The organism is Vibrio sp. 2-1-2a, assembly GCF_032648565.1.
GTDB lineage: Bacteria > Pseudomonadota > Gammaproteobacteria > Enterobacterales > Vibrionaceae > Vibrio > Vibrio diabolicus.
Genome location: NZ_WBOH01000002.1, coordinates 161,198 through 174,267 on the forward strand (window position 1 = coordinate 161,198; position 13,070 = coordinate 174,267).

Annotated in this window: 12 protein-coding genes; 6 read left to right on the forward strand and 6 right to left on the reverse strand. The window is 44.1% G+C overall.

Annotation, left to right across the window (positions count from 1 at the left end):
- The first annotated feature begins 22 nt into the window (after positions 1-22).
- The 6 genes from F7Y48_RS05375 (at position 23) to F7Y48_RS05400 (ending at position 5,948) form a co-directional block, all read left to right on the forward strand.
- On the forward strand, positions 23-586 hold the full coding sequence (locus F7Y48_RS05375) for a c-type cytochrome (RefSeq protein ID WP_371845262.1): 564 nt from the start codon (positions 23-25) through the stop codon (positions 584-586).
- 8 nt (positions 587-594) lie between these two features.
- Positions 595-1,647: a c-type cytochrome gene (locus F7Y48_RS05380; RefSeq protein WP_243328318.1), complete on the forward strand. Its 1,053-nt coding sequence runs from the start codon at positions 595-597 to the stop codon at positions 1,645-1,647.
- 305 nt (positions 1,648-1,952) lie between these two features.
- Positions 1,953-3,284, forward strand: a complete 1,332-nt coding sequence (locus tag F7Y48_RS05385; protein WP_006742665.1) for a paraquat-inducible protein A — start codon at positions 1,953-1,955, stop codon at positions 3,282-3,284.
- A complete protein-coding gene (gene pqiB / locus F7Y48_RS05390; protein WP_150919123.1) occupies positions 3,277-4,923 on the forward strand; it encodes an intermembrane transport protein PqiB in 1,647 nt (548 codons plus the stop codon). The genes F7Y48_RS05385 and pqiB overlap by 8 nt, the downstream gene beginning before the upstream one ends.
- Positions 4,923-5,501 (forward strand): membrane integrity-associated transporter subunit PqiC, encoded by a 579-nt coding sequence (locus F7Y48_RS05395; RefSeq protein WP_243328317.1) that lies wholly within the window; start codon positions 4,923-4,925, stop codon positions 5,499-5,501. Before pqiB ends, F7Y48_RS05395 begins: the two co-directional genes overlap by 1 nt.
- 207 nt (positions 5,502-5,708) lie before the next feature.
- Positions 5,709-5,948 carry a hypothetical protein gene (locus tag F7Y48_RS05400; RefSeq protein ID WP_005397103.1) on the forward strand — a complete coding sequence of 80 codons (240 nt, stop codon included), beginning with the start codon at positions 5,709-5,711 and terminating at the stop codon, positions 5,946-5,948.
- A 64-nt stretch (positions 5,949-6,012) separates the two neighbouring features.
- Here F7Y48_RS05400 and F7Y48_RS05405 read toward each other — a convergent pair whose 3' ends face one another.
- The 6 genes from F7Y48_RS05405 to rpsA form a co-directional block, all read right to left on the reverse strand.
- The gene (locus F7Y48_RS05405; RefSeq protein WP_005397104.1) at positions 6,013-7,851 is read right to left on the reverse strand and encodes an extracellular solute-binding protein; all 1,839 of its coding nucleotides are present in this window, start codon (positions 7,849-7,851) and stop codon (positions 6,013-6,015) included.
- Between the two features lie 497 nt (positions 7,852-8,348).
- Positions 8,349-9,050 (reverse strand): orotidine-5'-phosphate decarboxylase, encoded by a 702-nt coding sequence (gene pyrF / locus F7Y48_RS05410; RefSeq protein ID WP_237284134.1) that lies wholly within the window; start codon positions 9,048-9,050, stop codon positions 8,349-8,351.
- 83 nt (positions 9,051-9,133) lie between these two features.
- Positions 9,134-10,309, reverse strand: a complete 1,176-nt coding sequence (gene lapB / locus F7Y48_RS05415; protein WP_005376665.1) for a lipopolysaccharide assembly protein LapB — start codon at positions 10,307-10,309, stop codon at positions 9,134-9,136.
- An 18-nt stretch (positions 10,310-10,327) separates the two neighbouring features.
- Positions 10,328-10,624, reverse strand: coding sequence for a LapA family protein (locus tag F7Y48_RS05420; RefSeq protein ID WP_005397112.1), 297 nt, complete (start codon positions 10,622-10,624; stop codon positions 10,328-10,330).
- Positions 10,625-10,887: 263 nt separating this feature from the next.
- Complete coding sequence (ihfB, locus tag F7Y48_RS05425; protein ID WP_005385816.1) at positions 10,888-11,169, reverse strand: integration host factor subunit beta; 282 nt, start codon at positions 11,167-11,169, stop codon at positions 10,888-10,890.
- 213 nt (positions 11,170-11,382) lie between these two features.
- Positions 11,383-13,053 carry a 30S ribosomal protein S1 gene (gene rpsA, locus F7Y48_RS05430; protein ID WP_005385817.1) on the reverse strand — a complete coding sequence of 557 codons (1,671 nt, stop codon included), beginning with the start codon at positions 13,051-13,053 and terminating at the stop codon, positions 11,383-11,385.
- Between the last annotated feature and the right edge of the window lie 17 nt (positions 13,054-13,070).

A 13,070-nucleotide genomic window follows, 5' to 3' on the forward strand; every position in this document is an offset into this window, starting at 1 on the left:
GGCCTGTTTGCTGGCAACCACAATGGGCGCAAGCGCCTCGTCTATTCCTGAAAAAGCCAGCGTATGCAGCGGTTGTCACGGCCAAGATGGTATGGGTCAACCAAACATTGCGCCTATGATTGCCGGTCTGAACGCGAATTATCTCAACACCCAAATAGAACTCTTCCTTAGTGGCGAACGACAAAACGTAGTCATGCAAGGCATGGCGAAAGAGCTTAGCGATCCTGCCGTTCGTAAAGAAGTCATGGATTACTTTGCTAACCTTCCAAGCTACGAGTTCACTAACCCAGAGCAACGCGGCGACCAAGCCAACATTCGTAACCCGTATCGTAAATTGATCTTCCAAGGTGATTGGGATAGAAACATTCCAGCTTGCGCGACTTGTCATGGAGCCAGCGGAATGGGCGTCGACAAATTCCCTCGCCTCGCAAGCCAACATGCTGATTACTTAAAAACGCAATTGATGGCATGGAAAAACGGCACTCGCAGTGGTGACCCGCTCAATATGATGGGTACTATCGCGAAAAATCTCACTGACGAAGAGATTGAAAACCTTTCCTACTACTTTGCCTCATTACGTTACTAGGAGCAGACATGAAACGTTTCTATTCTTTGTTCGCATTACCTCTCATCTCTGCTGCTACTTTGGCCAACGAGCCACTGCCGGATCGTCAAACTGAACTGCCAGCTGTGAAAAAAGAAAATCACGGTGAATATTTGCAGCCTCGCGATCTGAGTAAAATTCCAAACACCGCATTTGGTGAGCAAGTAAAACGTGGTTACTCGCTCTTTGTTAACTCGCAACAGATGCGCGGCAAATACGTTGGCAATGAGCAAAACTGTGTGAACTGCCATATGGAAGCAGGACGAAAAGCCAATGCAGCACCGCTGTGGGCGGCGTACATGGCCTACCCGGCTTATCGTAAGAAAAACGATCGCGTAAACAGCTACGCAGACCGTATTCAAGGTTGCTTCGAATACTCCATGAACGGCAAAGCCCCCGCTTACGACTCACCCGAAATTGTTGCCCTCAGCGCTTACGCTTATTGGTTAACAATGGGCGGCTTGCTTGACAAACATGGTATGGCGGATGAACCCATTCCAGAGCTAGACGCAAAAGCGTTGCAAGTAGGTGGAAAAGTAAAAGACTTCCCGTTGCCAGAAGCCATCGCACAAGCATTACCAATTGAAAAGCGAGGTAATCTCTCTGGACGTGGCTACCCAAAAATCGCCGCCCCTGAGCAAGAACCATCACCAGAGCGAGGCGCACTGGTCTACAAAAAGAACTGTGAGGCTTGTCATCGCGCCGACGGTTCAGGCATCAAAAGCACCGACGGTCATTCATACATTCCACCACTTTGGGGTGAATATGCGTATAACTGGGGTGCAGGTATGCACCGGATTAACACCGCGGCCTATTTTATTTACGAAAACATGCCGCTTGGGAAAAGTGTCCAGTTAAGCAAACAAGAAGCGTGGGATGTCGCGGCATATGTCAATAGCCACGAGCGTCCACAAGATCCTCGATTTAAAGGCAACGTGGGCGCAAACGCAGAGAGATATCACCAACATCAAGGCTATTACGGAAAAACACTTAGTGGGAAGCAAGTCGGCTCTAATGCTTTCAAGAGCGGAACCGTCGAGTAAAAAACAACCGTTCATCTTAAATACCAGTGCTCCCACCTCCCTGCCCAGGTTCTCTGGGCAGGGTTGATTTACTCTCCTGAAGCAATTCACTTACCCTCTCCAAACCAGCAACGTTAAGTGGTTTTCGGCTTCCAACATACCCATCTTCTCAGTAAAATAGTGCGCCAAACGCAACTTTATTTATATCTTAGAGCTTCCATATACTATGATGCCAAAAGTAAGAAACTCGTAAACTCCTGAATCAAAACAAGCGTGCCTAATGAAAAAAGAGTATTCTTAGGACAAATGAATCCAAAACCTACCCGATGAGTATTCAACCTAATTCCCGTCAGTTAATTTCATGCGAAGAATGCGGCCTTGTCGTCCGCATTCCCGATATCGATCAAGGGCAAAAAGCTCAATGTCCTCGATGCGCGCATTCTCTGACAAAAGTGAATGCTAAACCCTATCAAAGCGTGATCGCCATTTCATCGGCATGTTTGATCATGTTGGTGTTAAGCATTTCTTTCCCTTTTATGTCGTTCAGTGTGCAAGGGCTATCGCAAGAAATCACCTTATTGCATGCAGCCAAAATGCTGGCTGAATTTCAAAATGTACTTTTAGGTGTGTTACTTCTCGCAACGGTCGTCGTATTGCCTGCTATCTATGTCGGTCTCATTCTCTTTCTTCATCTCGAAGCATTAAAAGCGCGTAAGCATACGCCATCCAAAAAACAGCAACGAATGGCGAAAGTTTTATGTCGCCTTCTGTTTCGAGTCGAACCCTGGCTGATGGTAGATGTATTCTTGATTGGCGTATTAGTCAGCTTAATTAAAATCGCTTCTCTGGCAGACATTGGAATGGGGACTTCATTCTGGGCGTTCTGCGTTTATACCGTACTGGTAGTCAAATGTATTTCTATGGTTGACAAAAGCTGGCTCTGGGGACACTTCATTCCAGCCATCGTGCTGCCCGATGTAAATGAGGGCGATACGCACCATAACCACAACCATATTGGTTGCCATACGTGTCACCAACTCAACCCAATTGAAGCGAAAAAGCACCAATACTGCATTCGTTGTAAAAGCCCTATTCATAAATACAACCCAGCAGATAATTTACAAAAAGCTTGGGCGCTTTTGTTTGCGTCAGTCATTTTCTATATCCCCGCGAACCTTTATCCAATGATGTATACCGTAAGCCTTGGACATTCAGAAGGCTCGACTATCATGGAAGGGGTAATACTGCTTTGGCATTTAGGTTCTTACCCTATTGCGATGGTAATTTTCTTTGCTAGCGTATTCATTCCAATGGCGAAAATGCTGGCACTCGCGTGGCTGTATTACAATGCGCAAAAAGCGCGATATCTTCCTCCTGAAGAAAGTATTTCACGCTTAAAGATATACCGCTTAACTGAGTTTATTGGTCGTTGGTCCATGATCGATATCTTTGTCGTTGCCATCTTAGTTGCACTGGTTCAGTTGCAAAACTTAATGGCGATTTATCCAGGCCCTGCTGCGCTCTCTTTCGCGGCAGTGGTCATTTTCACTATGCTTTCTGCAATGATATTTGACTCACGTTTGTTGTGGCAGTTGCCACAAAACGAAGTGCAGGAGCCGATTTCTGACAACTTAAACGAGAAAGCCAAATATGAGTGATGAGAACAACGTAACCGCTCAAATAAAACCGCAAAAGCAGATTTCTGCGATCTGGATTGTCCCGATCCTTGCGCTAGCCATGGGAGCGTGGATGCTGTTCCAATACATCAACAGTACAGGCCCACAAATTACTCTCCAACTGCCGACCGCAGATGGGATTGAGGTTGGTAAAACCGAGATCCGAGCATTGAATGTTAAAGTCGGTCTGATTACCGAAGTCACTCTCAGTGAAAACTACGATCACATCATCGCTAAGGCGCAGATGAATAAAGACGCGGAGCGCATGCTGCGAGATGACACGATGTTTTGGGTGGTGAAGCCTCGAATTGGCCGTGATGGCGTTTCAGGTTTAGAGACCTTGCTCTCTGGCGCTTATATCCAACTTCAGCCGGGTAAATCTAAAGTAGAAAAGGAGCACTTTACAGTACTAGATGTACCACCAGTCGCTTCTCCTGATGCAGAAGGTTTACGTCTTGTGTTAACACACCGCGAAGCTGGCAAACTAGGTGTTGGGGACCCGGTTATTTATAAAGGCTTTACCGTTGGTCGTGTAGAGAAAACCAGCTTTGATGTTGATACTCGCAAGGCGCTGTATCAACTCTTTATTTTCAAACCTTATGACAGCTTAGTGCGCACTCGTACTAAGTTTTGGCTAAATTCTGGTGTTGATTTACAGCTCAATGCCGAAGGGTTTGAAGTTAAGTTTGGCTCGCTAGAGAGCATGCTAACGGGTGGCGTTACCTTCGATACCGTTCCAGGCCTTGAGTCCGGTGAACCACTCACAGAACACATGGTTAACTTCCGCTTGTACGATGATATTAAGCAGCTGAGAGAAGGCATGTACGATGACTACATTGAGTTCGTCATGTTATTTGATGAATCTGTACGTGGCTTAAAAGCGAATGCGCCTGTTGAGTACCGCGGTCTTCGTATCGGTACCGTGACGAGAGTACCGATGCGTTTACCAACACCAGAAGAAAACTTCTCTGCGAAAAAAATTCCAGTTTTGGTGCGCGTTGAGCTCGGTCGAGTGTACGGAGATTTAGAATCCCAATCTTTATCTATGTTCAAAGAAAAGTTGAAGGAAGAGTTTGCTCGCGGTCTCCGTGGCACCTTAAAGACTGGTAACTTGTTAACTGGCGCGCTTTATATTGATGCAGACTTTTATCCTAATGATGATCAGTACGTTCCAAGTGACTTTGAAGGTTTAGATGTATTTCCAACCATGCGTGGTGGTTTTGCCCAAGTTCAGCGCCAAGTTAATGACTTCCTAAATAAGATTAATAGCTTACCAATGGAAGAAACGCTTAACTCTCTCAATTCAACGTTAAAAACGTCGGAAAAGACGTTGGCGTCAGCAGAACGTGTCGCGGACAGTATTGATAAACTTTTAAATCAAAAAGAGACGCAAGAGATCCCAACAGATATTCGCCAAAGCTTGCAGCAGTTGCAAAAAACACTCGATGGTTATGGACCAAACTCAACCATGTACAATGAAATGGAAGCCACGCTCAAAGAACTAGAAAGCGTGATGACAGAGTTTAAACCCGTACTTAAACAGCTAAACGAAAAGCCAAACTCTCTCGTGTTTGGAGAAGATGAAATCAGTGACCCAATCCCAGTTAAAGGCCAAAACTAATGAAACGAGTATTCTTTTTGTCTATCGCGCTATTTGTCGGTCTAACGGGTTGCAGTAGCGCTCCAGAAACTAAAGGGGCTTTGTACCTTCTACCTAAGGCGGAACCAGTGACGCTGAGCTCTTCTGATATCTCACAGCGCCCTACTTTAGTTGTTCGTCCAGTAAAACTGGCAAGTTATTTAAACGACAGTGGTATCGTTTACCGAACCTCTGAGACTCAAGTTATCCAGGCAAGAAACAATCAATGGGCGCATAGTATTTCCGAGCAAATCACTCAGAGAGTCGTCACAGAACTACGCCACAAACAGACTCATTACTGGCCGACTGAAATGATCAACCTGTTGGATCAAAATGGTGAAGCCAAACTACAGCTTACGTTAAATAAATTTAATGGTAGCTACAAAGGCAATATCGAAATTGAGGGGGAATGGTTACTCATTAATGCTGAAGGTAAGGTAGAAAAGAGTGCACCAATACAAATCTCTCAGCCTCTACAGGACGAAGGCTATGGAGCACTTGTCGACGCACTATCCGTCGGGTTGGAAGAACTGACTTCGGACATTGCCAAAAAAATCTAAGATCGATGTTAATTACAGGGAAGCAAGTTGCTTCCCTTTTTTGTGCTGCGAGAAGTTTTTCGATCGAAATAGATGTAGATAATCAAGCGAGACAAATTGATCTTAGTCAGACTGCAATCCGTTCTTTGGTGCTACTCTACGGCAAAATATAAAGCCCCATCCTATGACCTTATGTAGAGGTCTTGTTGATAAGGTTCTTGAGTAGCAATGTCGATTAACATTTCCGATTTAACCACCGCCCTAAATAAGGTGGAGCATATTCATAAAGTTCAGCTTGAAAATGTGCATCAGTTCTTTAAAGCAAACGAAGCTTTCTCGGTAAAAACGTTCAGCCAACTTATATCTAGTGACTCACTTGATGAGCGATTTAAAACCATCGACAAGGCCTTCTCTTTGCTTGGTGATGTGAAAACCTACCTTTTAGAAGCGTCTTACTTAGTTAAGTAAAAATAAAAAAGCCCCTGTAACTTAATTACCGGGGCTTTCATTTTATCGCCGCTAAGTTGTGGAGTTACAACTTGTAGCGATCATCAATGACCGTTGTCTCTGGGAAGGTTTTACCCTCGTCCATCGCTTCCTCAGTCTCTTCTTTTACTTTGCTATCGATCCAGAAATTACCAATATCCATTGGATGAAGCACCCATTCTGTCGCTTTTGTCATGCCATCTTTAGGAATTTTAACCCAGCGCCAATGTGCAACTCGAGAATAAGGCACCATGTATCCAGGAACGATGATATTCGCTTTGCTGACATAGTTTTGGATTTGATGCGATAAATCGTAACGCTTCTCCTGATCAAACTCAGAGTCATAAGCTTCAATCAACTTGTCCAGCTCAGGGCTGCTGTAGTTGGTGTGAGCATTCGTTTGTGGTCGATTCGCATTATCAGAGTGCAGGTATTCCCAATACGCAGGAATCTCACCAGAGCCCATATTCAAGAACGCTAACTGATGCTTTTTCTCAAGAATGTATTTAAACGCAGATGAACCATCAACCAAGTTTAACGTGAACTCAAGACCAGCAAGTTTCGCTTGCTCTTTCAAGTACGCAATACGCGGTGTCCAAGAGTTGTATCCATAGGTGATAGCAAAGCTCAAGCGTTGGCCCTTGTCATTGACACGAATACCATCTGCGCCAACTTTGTCAAAGCCCGCTTTTTCGAAATGTTTAACCGCCGCATCGGCATCAAACTTAGGCGGTGTATTGTTAGGATCATCGTATTCGCCATGACCAAAGCCGAGTCCATGTGGTTTACGTGAATAATCTCCACGCATGATATTTTCAATCATGCCGTCATAGTCAGTGGCTGCCATAACGCCTTTGCGCACTTCTAGGTTATCCAACATCGGCATCGCGGTGTTCATCCAAAGGCCACCAGCGCCTTGTGGTGCTTCGTTAAAGCCCCAGTACTTTTGGATATAGCCTTTTTTGTACACATCACTATCGGTTTTGTCATGCCAAAAGCTTGGTAGCACCATCTCAAAGTAGTCCAAGTTGCCTTTCTCAAAGTGCTTCATGGCAATATCAGGATCGCGAATCACCTTAATGCGGACTTTTTCTACGTTGTAACGGTTTTTATAGTAGCGGTTGTTATACCCCCACCAATCTTCGCCCACGTGTTTGAATGTCACGCTCTTACCTTTCTTCACTTTATCAATGTAGTAAGGCGCCGCAGTTGGCTCAGATTTAAAGTTGAACTTTCTGACGAAGTTATCAGGCATGCCATCGTTATTTGCGTCCTTTTCTCCTTCAAAGAAGTGTTCCGGACGAGGCTGAAAACCATTACTCGGCATGTTAATCATAACCATGAGCGAGTCATGACTTTGAGCTACAGCAAGATTGACTTTGATCGTGTAGTCGTCAATTTTTTCAACACCGACAACGCTGTTCGTGAAGAAGTCGTTGTACCACGGGTCGATAATGTCTTTTGACGTGTAGTACTTCATCATAAAGACGTAATCATCTGCCGTAATTTTTTCACCATCTGACCACTCGGCCGTTTCATCAAGCTTAAAGAATACGGTTTTGTTGTCCTCTCCAAATGCCCATGACTTAGCAAGTTGGGGGATCCATTTACCAGTATTTGGATGACGCTGAGCAAGCTTTGGTGAACCATCCATTAAATATTGGCGCAAGCCGGAGTTCGCATCTGGACCAACACTTCGTAATGTCTGAGGAAAGCTCTGAATGTAAGTACGATAAGTACCACCTCGTACCGCTTCTTCAGAGGCGAACAGAGGTTCATTGTTATTTGAAATCCATTCTATATCAGCAGGTAGCTCTGCCGCACTCAGTTGAAAACTGGCAGCGGTCAGTGTTGCAAGTACTGAAAATGGCAGTTTTTTAGTCATGTTTCTTCCTTGTTGTGTTTGCGATTAAGGTCGTAGCAAGGAAGACGGCGTGTGAAAGCTGCAAATAGAAAATACGCAGATAGGAAATAATAGGAGCGTAATATGAAGTGACTTCCTGCCAGCTTCTATATTAATTTCAAAGAGTTTCACTAGGTCATCCTAGACCTTACAACGCAGTGAATGCATCTTCGCCATAGTATTCTTTAGGCTTTTGTAACGCAAGTCATCAATAATACATGGTCGCATTTTCTATGCATCACAGTGAGTTATGTTACAAAAATGTGATCGATATAGTACCAAGCCCTACTTTACTCATAATAAACCGTAGAACCTTTATCCGAATAAGATCCCCCCTACACCAATTAAAGCAAGCAAGTAAGCGAGCAGATATAACTGGTAAAAATGAGCAGTTGCTTACTACGATTGGTATTTTTATTAGATACAAAAAAGGTGAGGCATCACAGCCTCACCTTTCTTTATACAATACAAGACTGTGCTTACATACTAGACAAGCTATCATTGATCGATTTTAACACTGCAGCAGGATCCACAGCTTGAGTAATTGGACGCCCAATAACAAGATAGTCAGAGCCTGACTGAATAGCCTCTACTGGTGTCATGATACGGCGCTGGTCACCTTGCTCAGAGCCAGCAGGTCGGATTCCTGGTGTAACTAACTTAAAGTCTTGACCAAGTTCGCTCTTAAGTAATGAAGACTCTTGAGCTGAACATACGACACCATCTAAACCAGCGTTTTTGGTCAATGTCGCCAGACGAATAACTTGATCCTGAGGCGCAATGTTCAAACCAATACCCGCTAAATCACTTTGTTCCATACTGGTTAGTACCGTTACTCCAATCAGAAGTGGGCGATCTTTACCGTATGGCTCAAGAATTTCACGTGATGCCGTCATCATGCGCTCACCACCGCTCGCATGCACATTCACCATCCAAATCCCTAATTCCGCGGCTGCGCGGACCGCCTTAGAACACGTATTTGGAATATCGTGAAATTTCAAATCCAAGAAGACTGAGAAACCACGTTTGTGGAGTTCACGTACGAAATCAGGACCAAATAGCGTAAACATTTCCTTGCCAACTTTTAGGCGACATGACGCAGGATCAATTCTATCTACAAACGCAAGTGCGTCTGCTTGGTTATCATAATCCAGTGCGACAATAACTTTTTGGTCGATCATTTCATCTCCTAACTATTTTGGTTCTTATTAAATAAAAAGTTAAAAAAATGCAGCGGACAGAAACTCTGTCAGCTGCATTAAAATTATTCACCATCCAATCCGCGGATTGGCTTGATCGTCCCCCACCCTTTACAGGACGGGCAGTGCCAATAAAGGGAATGAGTAGAAAACCCACACTTCCGGCATCGGTAGTGTGGTTTCACTTTTAACTGTTCACCCACCATCGCTTGTAGCGTCGATAGACTGTCCTTCGCGCGACCGTCTTCTGCTTCAGCAATGTGGTAGTCAATTAATCGATAAAAGCCCTTCATGGTTGGATTTTTCAGCAGCTGTTTGGTCAGCAGCTCTTGTGCAGCCCCGACGTTCTCGTGGTGAGCAACCAACTGAGCCAACATTAACTCGGCTGATACGCCTGCTTTCTTATCAATACAAGCTCGCAGAAACTCTACAAGTTCATCTTCCTGGCCCAAATGATGGTAGCACTCTGCAATGGTTGGTAAGACATCGCTGATAAAGTCTTTGTCTTGCTCAAGCACACCCGTCAGGTATTTTATCGTGTGTTTATAATCTTCAGACTCTAGATAAATTCGTCCCAAAGCAATACTCGCTCGAACACACTTTGGGTCTTCTGCTAGGGCTTTTTTAAAGTGCTGTATTGCCTTATTAGTATTACCATCGGCTTGGTCGAGCATTGCAATTTCACACCAAAAATGAGCAATATTCGCACGCATTCTGGAGCGTTTATTACCCAACTTAGCCAATTGATTGGCGTAATAAATTGCTTTTTCCCATTCACGTGTTTGTTGGTAAATGGTTACCAATTGCTGAAGGGCCGCTTCTTTGTAATCTGGCTCTTCGACTAACTGTTCGAAGATTTTCTCTGCACGATCGAGAAAACCAGAGACCATGTAATCTTTCGCCAACTGTTGAAGTGCAAGATTCTTTTGATCCAGTGTTAAGCCAGAGCGAGAAATGAGATTTTGGTGAATTCGGATTGCACGGTCGACTTCGCCACGAGACCGGAATAGGTTACCCAACGCAAGGTGAGTATCGATGGTCTCGTTATCAACTTGGAGCAATTCAATAAAGTGATCGACAGCCTTATCTGATTGGTCAGAGAGCAGCAGATTAAGACCCGTCATATACTGACGAGAGATTTGATGAGATTGCTTCTGCTTGTCTTGCTGAGCGCTGCGATGCCCCATATACCAGCCATACGCAGCAGCTATAGGCAACAACAAGAAGAGTAGTTCAAGCATTAAAGTTAAGCCTTATCCTTATGCCTGTTTTTCGATGGCTGGCTTATCAGCAGGTTTGTTTGCATCTGTAGGTTCGTACTTTTTCAGTTTTTTCTTTAAACGACGAACTTGTAGCTGAGTTTTCAGTTGGATACTACCAAAGATAACCCACGCTAAAGCAAAGCCAACCACAAATACCACACCTAATAGTGTAGATAAGTGGAACTCTCCTTTGGCTAGAAGATAGTTAAAAGTCACGAGCTCTTGGTTTTGGGAACCTAACGCCAATGCAATTAAAAAGAGAGCTAAAACAGCAACGATTTTTATAATTTTCATTTACATCACCCTTCTAGGAGTAAGTCGGTAAGATTATGCAGGAAAATGCTTCTTCAGACTACGTATATTAGCAATAATCTATACCCAAGTAACCTCAAGATGCTTAGTTTGTAGACACGCCTAGAAGTTAAAGCTACTTGGGTGTAGAAAGCTGCAAAGAAAACAGCCAGAATCAACAGGTCGCTTCGTAAACTGCTTGGATACATTACAAAAAAGCGGCATACACAAACGTATGCCGCTTTTTTCAAACTAATAAGAGTGCGTTAGCCAATATTTACACGCTCACGAAGCTCTTTACCAGGTTTGAAATGTGGAACGTATTTACCTTCCAATTCCACTTTATCGCCCGTTTTAGGGTTACGACCTACGCGAGGCTCGCGGTAATGAAGAGAAAAACTACCAAAGCCACGGATCTCGATACGGTCACCGCTCTCTAGCGTAGAGGCCATGTGCTCTAAAATATCTTTTACAGCATCCTCTACCTCTTTCGCTGATAAGTGTGTTTGCTCAGCGCAGAGTCTTTCAATCAGTTCAGACTTAGTCATAGTTGCCCTCTTTGAGTATCTTTATCACTTATTATAGTAAGTAATACTAATTCCAACAAACACTTGCTGACAATTCTAGACAAATTTTATGCAAAATGCGCAATGAAGAAATGTCTTTTATTAAGATAGTTTACCGTCATTAGTATTACTACTTAAATATGCTCAAATATAAAAAAGGAGCCTTGCGGCTCCTTTTTTGCTTAAGCGAGTATATTATTCGCCTTTAGCAGCTTTGAAAGCGTCAGCCATTGCGTTACCGAATGCATTGTCATCTTGCTTGTTGATAGATGCCATTGCTTCTTGCTCGTCAGCTTCGTCTTTAGCTTTGATAGATAGGTTGATTACGCGGTTCTTACGGTCTACACCTGTGAACTTCGCTTCAACAACATCACCAGCGCTTAGGATTAGAGAAGCATCTTCTACGCGATCGCGAGATACTTCAGAAGCACGGATGTAACCTTCAACGCCTTCTGCGATTTCAACAGTAGCGCCTTTAGCGTCAACAGCAGTTACAGTAGCGTTAACTAGAACACCTTTCTTGTTGTCAGCAACGTAAGCATTGAATGGGTCGTTTTCCATTTGCTTGATGCCTAGAGAGATGCGCTCACGCTCAGCGTCTACTGCTAGAACAACTGCAGAGATCTCGTCGCCTTTCTTGTACTCACGTACAGCTTCTTCGCCAGCAACATTCCAAGAAATGTCAGATAGGTGAACTAGACCGTCGATGCCGCCTTCTAGACCGATGAAGATACCGAAGTCAGTGATAGACTTGATCTTACCAGTAACTTTGTCGCCTTTAGCTTGTGCTTCAGCGAATGACTGCCATGGGTTAGCTTTACACTGTTTCAGACCTAGAGAGATACGACGACGTTCTTCGTCGATTTCAAGAACCATAACCTCAACTTCGTCGCCAACATTAACAACTTTAGAAGGGTGGATGTTCTTGTTAGTCCAATCCATTTCTGAAACGTGAACTAGACCTTCAACGCCTTCTTCGATTTCAACGAAGCAGCCGTAGTCAGTTAGGTTAGTTACGCGACCAGTTAGTTTGTGACCTTCTGGGTAACGCTTAGCGATTGCTACCCATGGATCTTCGCCTAGTTGCTTAAGACCTAGTGATACGCGAGTACGCTCACGGTCGAACTTAAGAACTTTAACTTGGATCTCGTCACCAACGTTAACGATTTCAGATGGGTGCTTAACGCGCTTCCAAGCCATATCAGTGATATGTAGAAGACCGTCAACGCCACCTAGGTCAACGAACGCACCGTAGTCAGTAAGGTTCTTAACGATACCTTTAACTTCAGAACCTTCTTGTAGAGTTTCTAGAAGCTCGTCACGCTCAACGCTGTTTTCAGATTCGATAACAGCACGACGTGAAACAACTACGTTGTTACGTTTTTGGTCAAGTTTGATAACTTTGAACTCTAGCTCTTTGTTTTCTAGGTGAGCAGTGTCGCGGATTGGACGTACGTCTACTAGAGAGCCAGGAAGGAAAGCACGGATACCGTTTAGTTCAACAGTGAAACCGCCTTTAACTTTACCGTTGATGATACCAACAACAGTTTCAGCTTCTTCGTAAGCTTTCTCAAGTACGATCCAAGCTTCGTGACGCTTAGCTTTCTCACGAGAAAGTTGAGTTTCACCGAAACCATCTTCAACAGCGTCTAGAGCTACGTCTACTTCAGCGCCAACTTCAACTTCAAGTTCGCCAGCAGCGTTCTTGAACTGTTCAGCAGGGATAGCAGATTCAGACTTAAGACCAGCGTCAACAAGAACGAAACCGTTCTCGATAGCTACTACAGTACCTTTAACGATGCTGCCTTGTTGGAATTCTGTTTCGTTTAGAAACTCTTCAAAGAGTTGAGCAAAAGATTCAGTCATTTAGTTAATCTTCAATA